Consider the following 19286-nt stretch of genomic DNA (forward strand, 5'->3'; position numbering starts at 1 on the left):
ACGAACATTGAAAGCGTTTTCCGAAAGCGCTTTCGTTACGTCTATTATAATTTTTTCACCTACCTAGATTCAACCATTTTCTTGAAGTGAAATGAAAATGACACATAAAAAAGCACCAACCCATAAATCAGGTCGATGCTTAAGTTTTCCTCACTGTCCAACCTGAAAATGTGACTGAAAATCCTGAATGTATTCGATCGACGTCTTGAGCCAATGGTCGTCATTCACATACAATAAGATGCCGGCCTGGTCGTATGTATGGCTCGGCTTCATCTCTACAGTCGCGCGACACGTGAACTGTTCGGTCGACACATCCGTCAACAAGGCGTGCGCCGTCATCCGGTTGAAACCGTAGTGGGTGTTGCGCCAAAAATCGGTGTCCGCTTCTGTCTCGAAGGTAAGTCTCTCCCGTACATCTGTTGCTCTCGGCTCGTTAATCCACGTGTACTACTGCCACACGATTGATTCCTCCCCATTGGCCTCGCATCGCGAACAAAAGTGGAATCATCGGTTCGTGGTACGGGATGAATTCTCCTGACCGGATCATGTCGAGGATGGTCGCCTCATCCGCCCACCGCACCGCCTGCACTTCTGATTCTTGAAGCGTCAACTTATTCAAATCGACATCCATTTCGACAAGATAGATGTCGTCGAACCCTTCGTCAAAGTTGATCGTCAAATGTGGTCGCGTGTCTGTTAAGTCTAGTGTCAGACCGATCTCTTCTTCAAGCTCGCGCATCGCCGCCTGTTGACTCGTATCGCCGACCGTGGCACTGCCGCCTACCGTGATGTCCCACATGTTCGACCAGCCGTCTTTGAACGGTTGGCGCTGTTGAATCAACATCTGCCCATCCTTGTTAAAGATACAGACGTGGATGACAAGATGGTAATCGCCATTCTCGAGACGATTGCCCCGCTGCCACGTCCGCCCTGTCTTTTCTCGGTCAACGTTATAGACGTCCCAAAACTCCATCGTTCAATCCCCTTTATGTGGCCGCACTCGCTGCCGCTTGATCTGATTTCACACAATCGATGGCAACGACGATCGAGATGAGCATGTGCTCCATCGTCTCGTCGATCACTTGAATCTCATACGTGTCGCCCCATGACAACCATTTCTTCTGGACGCTGCCGATGACTTGCCCGTTCTGTGTCACCTCGAAGTCCATATCCCACCAGTCGCCATCGATTTCAATCCCTGCTGCGTCAATCGTATAACGCGGTTTGAAGAAGGTGAACTCTTTTGAGATCGTCATCGTCTCTTCACCCTCGACGTCGACGTAAAACTTCGGTAAGAAGCTGAACGTCTTTTTCGTAATGGTCGTGATCTCGCGCCCATCCTTGTCCGAGATGGTGAACGACTTCGGCAGCTTCATAAAGCTCCCTTCGACGAAATACATATCGTTTTCATCCGCGTCCTTGATCGTGAACCGTCCGCGCAAGCTGAAGACTTTCTGTTTCATGTAAAGCGTGTTCATTATCATCCCTCCATTTTTTACTTGTTATTCTCTATACGGCTCTTTACCCGATTATGGTTCGTTTTTTATGATTGAATAAATGTTCAGGCTGATACTAGAGAGCGTATAATGAAATGAGGAGGTGAGAGTATGATTTCTGAAAAAGTAAGACAAATGATCATTGAAACGCTTCAACGTGAAACAGACGCGGATTTCATCTTGTTGTTCGGGTCATTCGCCAAAGGAACAGATCGTGAGGATAGTGATGTCGATTTAGCATACTTTAGTCAGAAGCGACTCTCACCATATGAACGCTTCAACTTGGCCAGCGAATTAGCACTTCTATGTGGACGAGATGTCGACCTCGTCGATATCCGTGAAGTCGATACCGTCTTTGCCATGCAGATATTCTCAGAGGGCATCCCTCTCCTAATTCGAGACGAAAATGAATGGGTACGGCAACGCATTAAAGCATATCGGATGTATGCCGAATTGAACGAACAACGAGACATCGTCTTGAAAGAAATCAAAGCTAGAGGAAGTGTATTTGATGAATGATGTTGTGTTGAACAAAGTGACGACAATCGAACGCTGTCTTCAGCGAATCCATGACGTGTATGACGATAATCCAGATCACCTACACGATTTCACGAAGCAAGACAGCATCATTCTCAATATCCAACGTGCGTGTGAAGCGAGTATCGATATCGCGATGTACCTAGTCAGCCAAAAGAAATTGGGCGTGCCCAAAGCGAGCCGGGACGGGTTCATCATGCTCGAGGAGGCAGGCATCATTGACAGCGCCCTAGCGAAGACGCTCGTGAACATGGTCGGATTCCGTAATATCGCCGTCCATGACTATCAAGCACTCCAACTCGATATTCTTGAAGCGATTCTCGAAAAGCACATCGATGATTTTAAGACGTTCACAAAAATCGTTCTCCAACTGGATGTGTGACAATCACGGCTCTTCAGTGCCATGAATCGACGTGGAAATCCCTAAAAGCATATTAAAACGCCGCCTCGTTTCCGAGACGGCGTTTTTCAATTATCCGTTCTTCATACTGAACGAGTCAGCAAGCGTGAACGTAATGTCTTTCACGTCGAGACCTCCGAGTGTGAAGTAAAGCTGCAAGTAGTTGTGTTGGTTCAAGAAGAACAGTTGCTTCGTCTGCGTCACCCATTCCCCGCCCGTTCCGTTAAACGTGAACGTCGGACCCGGGATGTTGTTCGCAAATAGCGTCACAGGCATTTGAGCGAGCTCTCCTGCTTCCGAACGGGCCGTGATCGTCACGTCGTACGTGCCCGTCTCATCGACCGATACGGCGAAGACGTGTGTGTTCCCCGTCGATGTGTCCGCGTCGATCAAGCTGACGCTCTCTCCGTTCGCAAGATGCTGATACGTCACATCGAAATCGATCGTTTGTCCTGCTTCTTCGTCGAGTCCGATCACTTCGACTGAACCGTCATGAAGCCCGAGCAGACGCTCCATCGCCGGAGACTGCAAGACGAAGCGGCAAATGTTCGCCGCACTCCGCAACAGTTCCGCCCGCGTCAACGTACCGGCAGCGAGTGCCGCTCCTGTATTATCGTCGAACGAGTTCGTATCCGGACGGTCGACGACCATGTACAAGTCGTTCTGCGACTGGACCATCGCCGCCGTGTTCTGACGGTTCGCCGGCTCATCTTCATGGTGGTTCACTTTCGCCCACCAGTCGGTCATGACGATGCCTTCAAAGCCCCACTCGTCGCGAAGGACACGTGTGTTCTGATCATACAGCCCGGCCGTCCAGACGCCGTTGACGGCACCGTACGTCGTCATGATCGACGTCGCCTTACCTTCTTTGACCGCCATCTCGAACCCTTTCAAATAAATCTCGCGTAACGCCCGTTCCGAGACGACCGAGTCGATGTCGTGGCGGTGCGCTTCTTGGTTGTTGGCGCTGAAGTGTTTGAGCGTACCGGTCACGCCGACGCGGTGCATCCCGTTCAACTGGGCGATCGCCATCTTGCCCGTCACGTGCGGATCTTCCGAGAAGTACTCGAAGTTCCGTCCGTTAAGCGGATTACGATGGATGTTCATCCCTGGTCCGAGCAACGTGTCGACGCGGTTTTTCCGCATCTCGAGTCCCGTCATCTCGAACAGGTCTTCGATCAACGCCACGTTGAAGCTTGACGCTAACAGCGTCCCGTTCGGCAACGCGAACGCCTTCGTGCCGATGTCCATCCGGATACCAGACGGACCGTCCGCGCAACAAGCGGCCGGAATGTCGAGCTCGTTCAAACGGTCCGACACGCCGCCGAACGCGGCGGCCGTCCCTGGTGTCACGCGGGGTGAGTTCATACCTTGTCCGCGGACGATACAGGCGAGGTCCTCATCCGTCAACTGGTCGAGGAACGTCTCAAGCTCGGCTTTCCCGTGATAGACGTCCGTCAGCTTCAAGCCGTTGTCGCTTGTCTGATGACGCTGCATCGGACGTTCGGCGAGATAACGTGCCTCGACGTCAACCTGGCGCAGCGGTGTTGCTTCGTAGCTGACTTCATATCCTTGACCGCTTGCGACCGGCTTGATGCGGTCGAACGGTGTGACCGGCGCCATGTTCTCGCTGAGCGTCTCGACGACTTGTAGTTCGGCGAGCTCATAGTCGAAGACCGCGACGGCTGAACGGACGTCCGTCCCAGCGTGAATCCGGTACGTCCCCGCTTCTAAGACAAAGCTCGACGCGTGTCCGGTGACGCCACGATCGTCATAGCTCGCAAAGTCCGTGACCGGGACGGAGAATTCGAGCGTTTGCCGCTCTCCTGGTGCAAGCAGACCTGTCTTATCGAACGCGACGAGGGCGCGCGCCGGGTTACCGAGGACGCCTTGCGGCTTCTCGACATACAACTGGACGACTTCTTTCCCGTCAACTGCCCCGGTGTTCGTCACCGCGACGTTGATCGTAATCAAACCGTTCTGTTCGCTCGTTTCAACGACTTCCGTGCTGAAACGTGTATACGACAACCCGAAACCGAATGGATAGAGCACCTCGTCTTTCGCGAACGTCTCGAAATAGCGATAGCCGACATAAATATCTTCTTGATAAATTCCTTTGTCGGCGTGACCGAAGTTTTTCGTCGACGGATAGTCGTCAATCGACCGGGCGATCGTGTCTGTCAACTTGCCGGACGGGCTGACTTTGCCTGTGAGTACATCGACGAGTCCCGTCCCACCTTCTAATCCCCCTTGCCATGCGTAAAGAATCGCGCTCGGCTCATAGTCCGTCGCCCACTTCATATCGATGATGTTGCCGACGTTCAAGACGACGGCCGTCTTCGTAAACGCCTTCGACACTTTCTCGATCAACTCGTTCTCGATCTCGGTCAACAAGTAGCTGCCCGGGTCGGCCGTGTTGTCACGGTCCTCACCCGCCGTACGCCCGATCATGATGAGCGCCATATCTGACTTGGCTGCCGCTTCCGCGACGAGCGCGTCCGTGACGGCCATCTCCGGCTGTGACCACGGTTCGCCGGCCCAGCCGACACCTTTGTCGAACGGGTTTTCTTCGACCCACGCCTCATACGTCTGAAGGAGCGACTCGTTCAGCTGGATGCCTTCACTCGCTTGGAGCGCCTCGAGCGGACTCGTCACGTGGGAGACGTTGACCATCCCTCCTGAGCCGGTCCCGCTCTTATAGTAGTTGAATTGGCTGCGACCGAACACGGACACGGTCGTCCCCGCCTCGATCGGCAGCGTCTGTTCGTTCTTTAAGAGGACAGCCCCTTCGGCGACCGCCGTTCGCGCCAGTTGTTTATACGTATCCCAGTTCAATGTGTAATGTTTCATGTTGTCAGCTCCTTCATTTCGTTTGCGATTTCGTTCATACAGTCTTCAGCTTGCGGATAGTCCCCGATTTTATCGAGGAAGGCGTGGTCCATCCCTCGGTATTGAATCAGTCTCGTCTTCACGCCGTCGCGCGCGAGTTTCCGCGCATACGCCTCGCCTTCTAAGCGCAAATAATCGTACTCCGCCGTCACGATGAGCGCGGGCGGGAGGTTCTTCAAGTCGTCCGCCAACAAGGGCGATACGAGCGGATGCGTCACGTCGGTCGCACCTTGTAAATAAATGTTGTTGAACATCGAATCCGAATCGCTGAGCGCTAGCACCATCCCGCGAATCAAGTCGTGATGATGTCGGATATCGTATTGTGCGATGTCCCATGCGTAATCATCTGTCGGGACCGAACCTAAATTGACGACCGGATAGATGAGTGCCTGGAAGCTGATCATGCTCGTCTGTTGCGCACGATCGAGTAAACAGCAGCCGGTCGCCAAATTTCCCCCGGCGCTATCGCCCGCGACGGCGATAGTGTCTCGCAACACCCCGAGCTCATCGGCCTGGTCGTATACCCATTTGACCGCTTGAAAGCAATCATGCAAGCCAGCCGGGAACGGATGCTCCGGCGCGAGCCGATAGTCGACCGAGACGACGACCGCGTTCGCTTTCTCAGCGAGCGCTTTGCACGGGTTCTCGACCGTGTCGAGTGTCCCGCCAAAGAAGCCGCCGCCATGGAAGAACAGGACGGCCGGTAACGGCTCGTCTGACTCGGGCCGATAGAGCCGGGCCGGGATGTCGCCTTCAAGGCTTGGAATCGTGATCGGTTCCGTCGTGATCGGACGTGTCGTCACGTCACGGTTCGGCCAGCCCATACTTGCGCGGACGGCCGCGAGGTCAAACGGTGCCGGTGCCTCATCAGCCGGTGCCTGCTGACTGGTGTTCGCCAACACGCGTGGGTCGAGGTCACCTTGTTTATTTGAGTCCGGGATCGGTTTGATCGTCGTCTCGACGCCAGCGATCATCTCTCGAATATGTACTGCACTTAACTCGTCAACTAACCGTTCGTACGGGTTACTTTGAGTCGACATGAACTGAATGCTCCTTTCTCAATCACCGCTACCTTGCTGATGACAGCTTTATCCGTTGACTTAAATCTTACTTCTTCAGACACGGCTTCAAATTCGGTCGTGTCATCGGTAAAGTGTTGACACAACTAGCGTTAGACGGTAGAAGTCAGTTCGACCTCTCCCCCTTCGCACTCGCTCGATTTCACGGATGAACGACTAACTGCTCCCTTTCGTGTATAATGAGACGTAATCCAAATTGCTAATGAAAATTTCTACAACAGAAGTTTCTTACACGAAAACGAGGTAAACATATGAATCAACCAAACTTTGCGGACTACCGCTTAAGTGAAGACATCCAACGCGCACTCGGTATCATGAAGTACGTGGCACCGACAGAAGTGCAACAGAAAGTCATCCCGCTCGCACTCGAGCACCAAGATCTAGTCGTCAAAGCACAGACCGGAAGCGGCAAGACGGCCGCATTCGGCATTCCTATCACTGAAATGATCGAGTGGGAAGAAAACAAACCACAAGTGTTAATTCTCACACCGACACGCGAGCTCGCCGTCCAAGTCCGGGAAGACATGACGAACATCGGCCGCTTCAAACGGATCAAGGCGACTGCCGTCTACGGGAAAGAACCGTTCTCGAAACAACGTGAAGACTTGAAACAGAAGACACATATCGTCGTCGGGACACCGGGACGCGTCATGGACCATATCGAACGTGAAACGCTCGTCTTGGACCAAATCAAGTACTTGATCATCGATGAGGCGGACGAGATGTTGAACCGCGGCTTCCTCGCCGACGTTGAAGCCATCATTCAAAAGCTACCGACTGATCGCGTCACGATGGTGTTCTCGGCCACGTTCCCGAATGACATCGAGCGTCTGTGTAAACAACACATGAACGAGCCGACCCGCATCTCGATCGAGTCTGCTGGCGTCACGGCCTCGACGATCGAGCACGGCTTGATCGAAGTCCGCAATGAAGACAAGTTGTCGGTGTTACAAAACATCACTGTCGTCGAAAATCCTGACAGCTGTCTCATCTTCTGCCGGACGAAAGAACATGTCGACACCGTGTACAGCGCGCTCGATAAGGCCGGCTATTCTTGTGAACGGCTCCACGGTGGACTCGAGCAAGAAGACCGGTTCGCAGTCATGGAAGGGTTCAAGACGGGCAACTTCCGTTATCTCGTCGCGACAGACGTCGCGGCACGCGGCATCGATATCGATAACGTCAATCTTGTCATCAACTATGACGTGCCGATGGAAAAAGAGAGCTACGTGCACCGGACCGGACGGACAGGCCGTGCCGGTAACAAAGGGAAAGCCCTCACGCTCGCGACTCCTTATGAAGGTAAATTCGTTCGCGCCATCGAAGCGTTCATCAAGTTCGAGATCCCGACGATGGACGCCCCTACCGAAGCACAAGTCGCTCGCGGCAAAGCGGCGTTCGAAGAGAAGTTGAGCGGTCGACGCGTCGTCCGTAACAACAAGACGGCCCGCATCAACCAAGACATCCTGAAGCTTCACTTCAGCGGCGGGAAGAAGAAAAAACTTCGTGCCATCGACTTCGTCGGCACGATCGCCAAAATCCCAGGTGTGACAGTCGAAGACATCGGCATCATCACGATCACCGATCAGATGACGTACGTCGACATCTTGAACGGCAAAGGCTCACTCGTCCTTCAGGCGATGGAGTCGACACCGATCAAAGGTAAAAAGCTAAAAGTGAGTAAAGCACATAAATAACCAATCCAGGTCTCGGAGAGTTTGATCTCTCCGAGCCTTTTTTATGTTTTGACCACGTTATCGAAAGCGCTTTCGAAAAACCGTAAAAAAATAATGTTTTTGAGAGAACGCTTTCAACAGAATCATACCGATAACACGTCTTGAATTCAACCTTCCTCACCTGATTGTCAAAAAAAGGCTCAGGCAATGTCGCCTGAGCCTTCATCTCTCACTCTAAAAATTTCAATTCCGCATTGTTTCGCGCACGATATCCCGTCACTTCTATCTTGCACACAGAGCACAGCTAGCGTGCGAATTATCGTTCGCCATTTCCCGTGAAATACATAACATCACAAAAACAACAATCGCTGCCAGCACATGCTCAATCAGCTCTGTCGGGTGCAACGGATTTTGTCCAGCCGAGATGAATTAGTCGAACAGTTCTTCCGAGATCAACTTGAATCCTTCGATTTCCGTGTCCTCTTCCAATTCGATTAACAGACATCGTTTGCCTTTCACGTTCACTTGCTTCACGTATTTCAAATCTTGCGGGCTGATCGTGATATTCGCGACTTTCGTGTTGATTTTAATCGACTTCGACGTATACTTCGGGACGACGCTGCTCGCCTTCATCTCGTATTTCGTGTCATCGACGACTTGTTTGAACGCCTGCTCGACTTTCTCCGTCGTCACGTCCTCGACGCCACTCGCCTTCAAGACGACCTCGACCGCTCGTGCGTCAAGCATCGGGACCGTCTCGTCCTCGTCCTCACGCTCTTCTTCCGCGACGATCAAATAATTGATCTCTTCATAGACGGTGGCGAGCGTCGCCAAGTTGACTTCCTCCCCGATGACGGCTTTGACGACTTCTTCGAACATCGCTTTCTCTTCGACCGCCGTCACGATCTCAGTGCCATTCAACACGTTCTCGATAAAACCGAAGTCCGGTTGGTGCGCCTTCTGGGCCGCATACAGGACATGGTTGACGTCGGCCGCATTGTCCGTGAAACACGGGAACAAGAAGCCGCCGACGGGCGCGTCGAGTTTGATGACAGGATTGATGAAGACGTTCGATTTGTACTCACGCTCGATAAAGTCGAACACGAGCGACTGTTTCGGCAGTTCGGTCTGGTTGATGCTGCCGAGGATGAACCGCGACGTGTACACCTCGTCGCGCATGTCGATTTCTGTCTCTTCGGAATGACGCCGCGTCGGTTTATTGTATTGGAAGCGAATGAACGTGACGACGACATCTTTCTCGAACGGGGCGTCTTGGACCATCTTCAACGCGATTTTCTGCATCGAGGCGGCCCAGTCCTCTAAGTCTTCTGTCTGCAGTCCTTTGTACAATAGCGTCTGCGTATGGTCGGTCTGACCCGCTTCCGGGTGCTCGAACTTCACTTCAAACAGCTTCTCGTCGAGCTTGCCACCGAGTACTTTCTTAAAACTCGTCAAAAACAGCTCTTGGTGCTCTTGCTCCAAAAACGGGAACGACCGCATCTCTTCGTGGAAGATCTCGTTGCTGTCTTGCCGGATGTAAATATTATAAATTTCAGCGATTTTGACCGCTTCCGCATTCAACTTGAAATGCTTGCGGATTGCCGCGATGTCTTTTTTGTTCATGCTCCTCACTCCTTCGTTCCCTACTAAAAAGCCGAACCCCAACAACCTCATTGTTGACGATTCGACTTTGATTATACCAATTCTTCATCAGTTAGGAGCAAGCTTGTACTTTTCAAGCAAAGCTTTGGGAATGTGACAATAATCGTCTGGACAACGTGTCAGTCGGTCTTGATGCTCGTCTGCGCTTCTCACGTAGTACGTGAGTGGTTTAACCTCAAGTGCGATTCGTTCAGCATCAAGACGTCGGTCGATAAACGCTTGCGCCTCCACTAAATGACGTGGCTCTATACTATAAACGCCCGTTCGATACTTCTCCCCCACATCCTCGCCTTGGTGATTGATGCTATATGGGTCGATGATTTCAAACAGATATTCCATCAGACATGCGACCGTAACAATCGTTGGATCAAACGTTGTCTTCACACACTCGGCGTAACCGTCGTAGTCTCCATCGAGCGTATCTGTCATCCCATTGGCACGTCCGGCCTCTGTTGTGATGATACCCGGCAACGTCTTGACGAACGCTTGAACGCCCCATAGACAACCTCCGGCTAAATAGATCGTCTCGATTAGAATCACTCCTCTTTCAAAAGCAGTACGTAAAAAATACTGAGGTATGTTACCAAGGTAGCTTTAAATCCTTTATTTCTTCTTCCCATAGTTTATGGAGCTCATTTAACACCTTCATCGACAGCTCACCTTCTGATGCAGAAATATTGTGTTGCAGTTGTGCAATATTTCTCGCCCCAGGAATGGTGGTAGACACTTCTTCGAAAGAGAGAACATATTGGAGTGCCGCTTGTACCATCGAGCGTTCTTCTCCAAGAATGAGACGGACTTTTTCTACCAATCGAGCTCTTCTCTGAATTTCTTCTTCACTCCATCTGTCCCGAATCCCGCTAAATTTACTATGACGATCATACTTTCCTGTTAGCCAACCTGAATCGAGTGGAATCTTGGCAATGATTCCGACGCCTTGTTGGTATGCCAGCTTGATTGACTCGGCTGGTTCCTGATGAAACATATTGAACATGACCTCAATCACCTGACTGTCGGTATGCTTGATTAATTCGGTCACTTCTTTTCCCGTATCAACCGAAGCCCCATACGCTTTAATTTTCCCTTCAGCTTTTAGCTGTTCTAGTAACTCAAACTGCGGAGATTCACTAGTTAGCGTTGAGAACGGAGGATTATGTAGTAAGAGGCAGTCTAAATAATCGGTCTGTAATCTGCGTAAACTACTTTCGACAGATAACCGTAACTGCTCTGGTTCAAAGTTCAGCTCTCCATTTGAATGATGGCCGCCCTTACTACTAATGACGACTTGATCTCGTTTTCCTCTAACGGCTTTTCCGATCAACTCTTCACTTTTCCCGGCTCCATAGTTTGGTGCCGTATCAAAAAACGTGCAATCTTCATCCATTGCTTGTTCCACTAAATGGATAGCTTCTTCATCCGTCATCTTGCCCCAGTCTTTTTCATTACCTAACTGCCATGCTCCAAAGCCGATCTCCGATACTTCAATCCCTGAATGTCCCAATGGTCGTTTTTTCATTTTTAACCTTCCAACCTTTCTGTCTAGAAAGAGTTATCATCAAATGAGGGTTTTCAATTTATTATAGTGACTGATCTTTGGTGTTTCAATACACATAATTACTTCAGATAACTCCCAGTGATGGATACGATGTCTATGAATTCACTTTAGCCTTTTTTCACGCTTAAGACGGTCACAGTTATCAATATGATCGCCATTCCACATAGTTGAACAACGTTGAGGGTTTCACTGAGGAGAAAAAATCCAAAAGAGGACGCAGTGACTGGCTCGACCATAGCAATAACAGAAGCTGAAGTTGGCGACGTTTCCTCCAAACCCACTACGTATAAAAAGAAGGATAAACCCGCACCAAAGATCCCTAATAGAATCATCCAGAACCAGTCTGGTGAGTAAATGACGGATACTGCTTCATTCAAATCTGTGAAGAACAACATGATTAACGTAAACGTAAGAAAAGCGATTGCCAAAATCCCTTGTGGTTCTCCATGCTTTGAAGCATATTTAAAACCAAAAATAAACAACGCATATGATAGTCCGGCGCCTAGGCCCGCTAGAAGTCCAATCGTTGTAACCTGATCAGAGCCGACATTGTAAACTTCCGTCAGCAAGACGACACCAACCATCACGAAAGCGATTGCTATGAATTTGAAGAGAGAAGGTTTTTCCAGATGAAATATAAACGAGATAAGGAGAACAAAGATAGGTGCCGTGTACATCAAGGCCGCCGCTACGGCGACGCTTGATTCTGAGATGCTAACAAAGTAAAAAACAAAGTTTCCTACTATCCCAATGCCTGCTACGACGGCCCAAAGGCATAAGCGTTTGTTTAACCGGACTGGTCGAAATACAAACCAAATTAGAAGATATATTAACCCTACAGTTCCTCTGTAAAAAGAAACGACCAAAGGGTCCCAACCTTTCTCCATTAAAAAACTGCCAAGTCCACCGGAGATACCCCATAAAATTGCCGATAAAGCCACTAACACCAGGCCCTTATTAAGCATATTATTACCTCCACATTCCTCATTTAATCTATGTGGAGGTAACTATACCTTTTAATCAAAAATTTATAACTTGATTTTGGTGCGGTTAACGCCTAAAACCTCAGTTATTTATGGTACGGTTCATTCCGATTGATCCGATACGCCCGGTAAATCTGCTCACACAACACGAGCTTCATCAATTGATGCGGGAACGTCATCTTCGAGAACGAGATCGTATCGTCCGACCGTTTCATGACGTCGTCGGATAAGCCAAGCGACCCACCGATAACGAAGGCGATTTTACTCTTGCCGTACGTTGCCAACTTGTCGAGCTCACGGGCGAACTCTTCACTCGTCCGCTGCTTGGCATCGATGGCGAGAGCGATGACGTGCGTGTCCGGACTGATTTTCGCCAAAATCCGCTCGCCTTCTTTTTGTTTTACTAGAAACATGTCGGCTTCACTCAAATGTTCGGGCGCTTTCTCGTCCGCAACCTCGATTTCATGCACTTTCGCGTATGCCGACAGGCGCTTCGTGTACTCTGCAATTCCTAGTTTCAAATATTTTTCTTTTAATTTGCCGACCGTGATAATTGAAATATTCATCCAATTCTTCCTTTTTCCACAGTTTTTTCGGAGTTATCCATAGGGTTATCCACAGAGTTATCCACAAATCCACATGTTGACAATCATTTTTTGCTTGACACAACATATGTTGCGTCGTCGTCGCAGAACTCACATTTGACTTGTCCACTCGTGGATAGTTCTTCGAGCAACGGGTACTCCCCCGTCTCATCGACAATGATGTCTAAAGCGATTTCAACATGTTCCTTGCATACTTTTTTTTCCACAATTTTTCCTCCTTAAAAAAGAAGCGTCGCCGCTCCTTTACGTTGCTTCTGTTAATGTGGCCTCGGTCGTTCCTGTCTTGCCTCGCCGTGTATATTCGATGACGATGTTATCCCCGACCGCGGCGTCTCGGTACAAAGCGTCACGTAAATCGACGTAACGTTTAATCTCACGGTCGCCGATCTTCGTGATGACGTCACCGACTCGCAGCCCCGCTTGTTCGGCCGGACTACCGGGTGTGATCGCCTCGACGAACACCCCGTCCTCTTTGTCAAAACTGATGCCGTATTCTTCCCGGACGTTGCCCGGGACGGCGATGACCTCTTGGATCGTGACGCCGAGCTGAGCCCGTGTCACCCGTCCGTCACGCTCGAGCATGTCGATGACCGGCAACGCCACGTTGACCGGGATCGAGAAGCCGACCCCTTCGACGCTCGCTTCGGCGATTTTCATCGAGTTGATACCGACGAGCTCGCCGCGGATGTTGATGAGTGCCCCGCCCGAGTTGCCGGGATTGATGGCGGCGTCGGTCTGAATGACCTCGGCGTTATAGTCCATGAGACCGTCCGCGTTCGTATCGACCGGCACGGTCCGTTCGACACCACTGACGATACCACGCGTGACCGAGTTTGAAAAGACGCCGAGCGGGTTGCCGATCGCCATCACGGTCTCGCCGGCCTGTAGCACCGTCGAATCGCCGAGCACGATCGGATTGACGTCGATATTCTCCGGAAGTTTCACGGAGGCGACCGCCAAGTCGTTAAGCGGGTCTTCTCCTAAAATCGTGGCCGTGGCGACTTGCCCGTCCGCGAAGGCGACGTTGATCTCGTCCGCTTCCTCGATGACGTGGAAGTTCGTGACGATGTACGCCGTGTCCCGGTCCACTTTATAAACGACACCAGAGCCTGCACCTGCCTCCCATTGCGAGTCCGAGGTGAAGGCGCGCTGGATGTTCGTGATGCTGACGACGGACGTCTTCGCGCCCGTGACGGCGGCCGTGATGTCCGACTCCGTGACGGTGACGGCTTGCTCGGTACGGACCAGTTCGTTTGTAACAAAACGAGAGGTCGGCGAATCCCAGAGCATCATCGCGAAAAAGAATAACGCCGCTCCTAAGAATCCGCCAACCCCTCCGAGTAATAACGGTTTTACATTCAGCCGTGGCTTATGGCGCACGTGTTCCTCTTGCTTCGGACGCCACTCGCTTCGGGATGGATAAGTCGATGGTGAATCGTTCATTGATGCTGCTTCGTGCTCTAAAGGTTCGACGTCTTGAGGTTCATACTCATGGTGTCTCTCTTCGTTCACGACGCGCCCCCCCTTCAGGACAGTGTTACCTGTCTTTTCCCAAGTTCGCTTATAAAGAAACGAGCGGACATGGGATTAATGGGTCGGTGTCATGCAGTTTGATGCGTCCGAGATCGACGTCACGCATGCCGAGCGTCTGTGCGACGCTCATCTGCGCGAGTTCTTTCATATTGTTGTCTTTACTGAGGTGGGCCAAAAAGATCCGTTTCGTCCGGTCACCGATGACCTCGCTCATGGCGATGGCGGCGTCTTCGTTCGAGACGTGGCCATAGTCCCCGAGGATACGCCGTTTGACGCTCCACGGGTACCGTCCCATCTGCAGCATCGAGACGTCGTGGTTCGACTCAAAGATGAAGTCGTCCGCGCCGCGGATGAGCCCTTTCATCCGGTCCGAGACGTACCCGGTGTCGGTGATGTGGGCCAACCGCTTGCCGTCATGGGCGAACTGATAAAACATCGGGTCGGCCGCATCGTGGCTAACGTTGAACGACTCGATCTCGATGTCCCCGAACTGTTTGACGTCACCGACTTCGAAATGAAACTTCAAGGCCGGGTCGATCTTGCCGATTTTGTCTTCCATCGCTGCCCACGTCTTCGTGTTCGCGTAGATCGGCAAGTTGTACTTCCGGGCGAGGATCCCGACTCCTTTAATATGGTCGGAGTGCTCATGTGTGACGAGCAGTGCGTCGATACCCTCGAACGACTGGCCGATGTCTGTGACGCGTTGCTGCATCGCCTTGCCGGTCAATCCGGCGTCGACGAGCAATTTCGCCCGGTCCGTCTCAATATAGAGCGCGTTGCCGGTCGAACCGCTCGCGAGCACACTGTAGCGTAAAGTCACTCGATCACTCCTTTCAGTCTTCTAAATTAAATTCAACCCGTTCGACCGTCCCATCGATCGCATTGACGAAATACACGTTGTCGTCGATGGCGATCGACCAGAGCGGCGGCATGATGACCAAGCTGCCGGAACTGTCGAGCGGTAAGCTATAAAACCCGGTGTTGATGGCGCGCATCTCTTGGTTCGGCTGGAAGTACTTCCGGGCCGCGAGTTGTGAGATCGCCTCACTCGCTGTCAAGACTAGGTCGTCTTGCGATTTCGACGACAAGTTCGTCAAATGGCGCTGCTTGTAGTCGGTCACTTCGTAGTTTTCGTTCAATTGGAGCAATAATAGGGACGGACCGATATATGTCTCCGTACCCGCCTCGATTTCCGGGTTCGAGAAAATCTTATTTTTTTCATACGTCTGAACGAATGCGAGTTGGCGCGTCTCTTGGTCAAACCGCCAGTAGGCGTACTCTGACCCGAACGGCACGTACTCGGTGACGAACGTCGTCGCCGTCGTCCGCAAGTCGTTCTCGTCGAGCGGGACAGCTTGTTTGAGCTCAACTTCAAGCTGCATGTTGTCGAGCGTCGTCGCTAGTTGTACTTCACGATTTTTCGTAATCATCGACGCCGACATCTGCTCAGACGAGCCGGTCAAATAACCGATATCCCGTCCCATCCGCGGCAATTTCGATGCGTCGACGTCACGTTGGTCCAAGATTTGGGCGATTGACGTGTTGTCGCTCGTCACGACCTCGGTCGCCCACGTTTCCGTCAAGAGCTGGAACAACAGGTAGATGTTCAGCGCGAGGAAGGCGAGGATTAGAATCGTTTTCGCTTTACTCCAATCCACGGTACATCATCCTCTCTGTCCAATCTTCCGGCTTATCGTACGGGATCCATCTCCCAGCTTCACGGACGAACCAGTTCGGGGAGAACGTGACGTAACGGCTCGCGTCTTCATTGTATTCGATCTCATAACCGGGACGAATCTCGGTCACGTTTTCGAACCGGTCTGCGTTGACGAGCGTATCGATGACGTCTTGCCCGTCCGCAAGCTGTGTCGTCCCGACCGAGATCAACCGATCGATCTCGAGATGGTGACGCGTGATGGACCGGACTTGTGCCCCGTCATTTTCAACGCGCAGTGTGGATAAGTCGATCGCATCGTTGTTGATAAACGCATCACGTTGGCTAAAAACAGGGTGCCCTTTCACGTGAAACCGAAACACGGTCGTCTCAAAGCCTTTGTTCGCTGGTGTGATCGCATCGAAACGAAGGGACAGCCCTTGACTCTCTGACGTCTCATCGACCCAGCCGCCATGAAAGTTGACGAAGTCGACGATCGTATCAAGCCCGATCGCCGACTCGCGCTCGGTGCTATTGCGTGACAAGTTACGGTAGCGGCTCGCGTTCAACGTCGCGTCATACTCGGCGACGCTGATCCCGTTCGTGAGTGCGCCGACCGAACTCGCCGGATCGACTTCTTGAACGTTCGGGTCCCCGGGGAAGAACGTATCGCGCATCCAATCAAGGCGTGCCGAGATTTGGATTTGTGAGACGTCATAAGCGAACAGCTCGTTCATCTCAGGCCCGACGACCGGGATATAGTTGACCCGCTCATCCGTGTACGTGACCCGTTGCATCGCGCGGTTCGAATCTTTTAAGAACAAACTGTTGACGTCCCCTTGTCCGGCTTTAGAGAGCCGACCTTCCCACAACGACTGATCGCTCATGATCGCCCGGACTTTCCAGACGTTGTCGTCCATGAAGATGAGCGCCCGTTGCGGTACTTTCCCTGACAGGCTGTAAGATCCGGGCAGAATGTAACTGAGTGTGTCTGCATAGTATGGTTCCGGTAAAATCAGTTCAACTGCCTCGTTGACACCGGCATACAAGCTCGGTACGTTTTTGACGGCGAGCGGTTTAAACTCGTTCGCCTCGAACGCGTCGCGAATGACCCGAGCGATTTGCTTCGGCGTGTTCTTCGTCGCAAAGACAGCGTTGTTCTCGTGGACGACCGTCTGGGTTGGCACGATAATTTGCCTCGCCTGACGTTGCAGCGACTCATCCACCGTCGCCACTTGGGTCTCGGATTGAACCGATTGATACTTCGGATGGTAATCCCAAAGGATGACCGTTTGGACGATCGACGTGACGATCAAGGTAAGCAAGACGAGCGATTTCACTAGTTCTGGCTTCGCCAAGAAGCGAGGTCGTCCCATCAGTCATTCACCTCCACGATCGTATCGAACGGGATGGTGAAGTAAATCGTCGTCCCACGTCCAAACTCGCTCTCCGCCCAAATGTCGCCACCGTGGGCTGAAACGACTTCCTTGGCAATCGACAGACCGAGTCCGGTCCCGCCGATATTTCGCGCTCGGGCCTTGTCGACCCGGTAAAAGCGTTCAAAGATTTTCTTCAAATTCGACTTCGGAATCCCGACACCTTCATCTTTGATACCGATGACGAGCCGTTTCGCCCGCAGCATCGTCCGGAACGTGATCGTCCCACCTTCTGGAGAGAACTTGACCGCGTTCGTGATGATGTTGTCGATGACTTGCGTCATCTTATCTTGATCGGCGTGCACGTAGACGCGACGCTTCATGAGTTTCCGGCGGAACTGGATCGTTTCGCCTTTCGTCATCTCATGGCGCTCGATTATATCGTTGAAGAATTGGATGAAGTCAAACTTCACTTTTTGCATCGTATACTCTTTACTGTCCATCTTCGAGAGCTGGAGTAAGTCGTTGACGAGACGAATCATCCGTTCGGTCTCGTTTTGAGTCGTCTCAAGGAACCGCGGTGCGAGCTCATCATCTTTGTACGCGCCTTCGGCGAGCACTTCGAGATAGCTCCGCATCGTCGTGAGCGGCGTCCGCAGCTCGTGGCTGACGTTGGCGACGAACTCACGGCGGTCTTGTTCGACTTGCTCTTGCTCGGTCACGTCGTGCAAGACGACGATGAGTCCGGTGATCGGACCGCTATGTTTTTGAATTGGTGAGAAGTAGGCGCGGACGAGGAACAGTTCTTCGTCCGTGCTCAGATCGATTAATTTCGTCGGCATCGTCCCGTCTTCCGGGATGACGATCTCATCATCAAACTCGAGCAGGCTCTGCAGATTCGCTCCCATCGCCTCTTCTTCGGCGACGCCAATCATATCGCGGGCCTGATCGTTCATGAGGATGACCCGGAGCGAGCGGTCGGTCGCGACGACACCGTCCGACATGTTCTCTAACACGCTCGTCAAGCGCCGTCGTTCCGCCTCGGTCGTCGCGTTCGCTTCCATCAGTTCATCGGTCAATTCGTTAAAGGCGTAGGCGAGTTGACCGACCTCATCGTCAGAATAGACTTTAACTTTCCGCGAGAAGTTTCCTTTTCTCATCTCGACGGCTTGACGACGCATGTCCGCAATCGGCCGCGTGATCGTCCGTGACAGCAAAATTCCGAGGATGGACGTGATAATCAAGGCGATGAGCGTACCGGTCGCAAGGATCCTCGTCACTTGCTCCATCTGGTTGTATATCGATTGCATCGACGCCTCGATATAGATCATCCCGGTCGTCGTCCCATCGACCTCAGATTTGATCGGGACGGCGACGACGCGCATCCGCTCGTTCGAGTCCTCATAGACGAGCGTCTCTTGCGCACCGCTTGTCGCGAACGATTTTTGAATGAATGAACTCGCCGTCCGTTGTCCGACGAGGCTTTGGTTGTTTTGGTTCGAAGTCGCCCGGACGACACTGTTCGTGTCGATAATTTGGACTTCGCGAATGTCGTCAGCTAGCGTCGTGCTCTCCGTAAACTCAGACAGCAGTTGATCCAGTACCTGGTTCAACTGCTGATCAGTAGTCGAGTCACCGCCGTTCGATGCGATCCCTTCACTGACGTTGTAGCTCAGAAGGTTGGCCCGATCGACGAGCGACTGCGAGAAGTTGTTGATGTATTGTCGTTCGAGGGAGCGTACGAAGTACACTCCGATGACTTGCATCGCAACAAGGATGAGCAGCGCATAGATGACGACGAGCTTCCACTGGATAGATTTAAAGAAGTTCGTCCGTTTCAT

General features: G+C 51.9%; 19 protein-coding genes. 3 read left to right on the top strand and 16 right to left on the bottom strand.

Translation table 11 applies throughout. The annotated features are described in order from the left end of the window. Positions 1-150 precede the first annotated feature (150 nt). From EVJ28_RS04580 to EVJ28_RS04590, 3 genes are read right to left on the bottom strand one after another with little or no spacing between them, the layout of a single operon-like run. A complete protein-coding gene (locus EVJ28_RS04580) occupies positions 151-438 on the bottom strand; it encodes a DUF1349 domain-containing protein (protein WP_131488152.1) in 288 nt (95 codons plus the stop codon). Beyond that, complete coding sequence (locus EVJ28_RS04585; RefSeq protein ID WP_131488127.1) at positions 434-973, bottom strand: NUDIX hydrolase; 540 nt, start codon at positions 971-973, stop codon at positions 434-436. Before EVJ28_RS04585 ends, EVJ28_RS04580 begins: the two co-directional genes overlap by 5 nt. A gap of 13 nt (positions 974-986) precedes the next feature. Then, positions 987-1478: an LURP-one-related/scramblase family protein gene (locus EVJ28_RS04590; protein ID WP_070327992.1), complete on the bottom strand. Its 492-nt coding sequence runs from the start codon at positions 1476-1478 to the stop codon at positions 987-989. A gap of 129 nt (positions 1479-1607) precedes the next feature. Here EVJ28_RS04590 and mntA point away from each other — a divergent pair, with 129 nt between their 5' ends. Both mntA and hepT read left to right on the top strand, forming a co-directional pair. Further along, a complete protein-coding gene (gene mntA, locus EVJ28_RS04595; protein ID WP_131488129.1) occupies positions 1608-2015 on the top strand; it encodes a type VII toxin-antitoxin system MntA family adenylyltransferase antitoxin in 408 nt (135 codons plus the stop codon). Next, the gene (gene hepT / locus EVJ28_RS04600; protein WP_201738400.1) at positions 2005-2415 is read left to right on the top strand and encodes a type VII toxin-antitoxin system HepT family RNase toxin; all 411 of its coding nucleotides are present in this window, start codon (positions 2005-2007) and stop codon (positions 2413-2415) included. The genes mntA and hepT overlap by 11 nt, the downstream gene beginning before the upstream one ends. 90 nt (positions 2416-2505) lie before the next feature. Here the strand turns inward: hepT and EVJ28_RS04605 are convergent, their stop codons facing one another. Further along, positions 2506-5283, bottom strand: a complete 2778-nt coding sequence (locus tag EVJ28_RS04605) for a glycoside hydrolase family 3 C-terminal domain-containing protein (RefSeq protein WP_131488130.1) — start codon at positions 5281-5283, stop codon at positions 2506-2508. Then, a complete protein-coding gene (locus EVJ28_RS04610) occupies positions 5280-6362 on the bottom strand; it encodes an alpha/beta hydrolase (RefSeq protein WP_236634040.1) in 1083 nt (360 codons plus the stop codon). The genes EVJ28_RS04605 and EVJ28_RS04610 overlap by 4 nt, the downstream gene beginning before the upstream one ends. Positions 6363-6652: 290 nt before the next feature. On the opposite strand from EVJ28_RS04610, the gene EVJ28_RS04615 reads away from it, so the two are divergent. Further along, the gene (locus tag EVJ28_RS04615) at positions 6653-8098 is read left to right on the top strand and encodes a DEAD/DEAH box helicase (RefSeq protein ID WP_131457793.1); all 1446 of its coding nucleotides are present in this window, start codon (positions 6653-6655) and stop codon (positions 8096-8098) included. A gap of 408 nt (positions 8099-8506) precedes the next feature. Here EVJ28_RS04615 and EVJ28_RS04620 read toward each other — a convergent pair whose 3' ends face one another. The 11 genes from EVJ28_RS04620 to walK form a co-directional block, all read right to left on the bottom strand. Then, positions 8507-9700 (bottom strand): DUF4317 domain-containing protein, encoded by a 1194-nt coding sequence (locus EVJ28_RS04620; RefSeq protein ID WP_131488132.1) that lies wholly within the window; start codon positions 9698-9700, stop codon positions 8507-8509. Between the two features lie 87 nt (positions 9701-9787). After that, on the bottom strand, positions 9788-10270 hold the full coding sequence (locus tag EVJ28_RS04625; protein ID WP_131488154.1) for a peptide-methionine (S)-S-oxide reductase: 483 nt from the start codon (positions 10268-10270) through the stop codon (positions 9788-9790). 49 nt (positions 10271-10319) lie between these two features. Further along, positions 10320-11255 carry an aldo/keto reductase gene (locus EVJ28_RS04630; protein WP_131488134.1) on the bottom strand — a complete coding sequence of 312 codons (936 nt, stop codon included), beginning with the start codon at positions 11253-11255 and terminating at the stop codon, positions 10320-10322. Between the two features lie 146 nt (positions 11256-11401). After that, positions 11402-12259, bottom strand: a complete 858-nt coding sequence (locus tag EVJ28_RS04635) for a DMT family transporter (RefSeq protein ID WP_131488136.1) — start codon at positions 12257-12259, stop codon at positions 11402-11404. Positions 12260-12363: 104 nt separating this feature from the next. Continuing rightward, positions 12364-12843: a 23S rRNA (pseudouridine(1915)-N(3))-methyltransferase RlmH gene (gene rlmH / locus EVJ28_RS04640; RefSeq protein WP_016509065.1), complete on the bottom strand. Its 480-nt coding sequence runs from the start codon at positions 12841-12843 to the stop codon at positions 12364-12366. Between the two features lie 83 nt (positions 12844-12926). After that, positions 12927-13088, bottom strand: coding sequence for a CxxH/CxxC protein (locus tag EVJ28_RS04645; RefSeq protein WP_131457806.1), 162 nt, complete (start codon positions 13086-13088; stop codon positions 12927-12929). A 37-nt stretch (positions 13089-13125) separates the two neighbouring features. Then, positions 13126-14394, bottom strand: a complete 1269-nt coding sequence (locus EVJ28_RS04650; protein WP_131457807.1) for a S1C family serine protease — start codon at positions 14392-14394, stop codon at positions 13126-13128. Between the two features lie 49 nt (positions 14395-14443). Then, positions 14444-15235: an MBL fold metallo-hydrolase gene (locus tag EVJ28_RS04655; protein ID WP_131457808.1), complete on the bottom strand. Its 792-nt coding sequence runs from the start codon at positions 15233-15235 to the stop codon at positions 14444-14446. 13 nt (positions 15236-15248) lie between these two features. After that, positions 15249-16073 carry a two-component system regulatory protein YycI gene (locus EVJ28_RS04660; RefSeq protein WP_131457809.1) on the bottom strand — a complete coding sequence of 275 codons (825 nt, stop codon included), beginning with the start codon at positions 16071-16073 and terminating at the stop codon, positions 15249-15251. After that, entirely contained in the window at positions 16060-17445 is a 1386-nt protein-coding gene (yycH, locus tag EVJ28_RS04665) for a two-component system activity regulator YycH (RefSeq protein WP_131457810.1), read from the bottom strand. Before yycH ends, EVJ28_RS04660 begins: the two co-directional genes overlap by 14 nt. Beyond that, entirely contained in the window at positions 17445-19286 is a 1842-nt protein-coding gene (walK, locus tag EVJ28_RS04670; RefSeq protein WP_131457811.1) for a cell wall metabolism sensor histidine kinase WalK, read from the bottom strand. Before walK ends, yycH begins: the two co-directional genes overlap by 1 nt.

It is taken from the genome of Exiguobacterium sp. SH3S3 (assembly GCF_004337115.1).
GTDB lineage: Bacteria > Bacillota > Bacilli > Exiguobacteriales > Exiguobacteriaceae > Exiguobacterium > Exiguobacterium aurantiacum_A.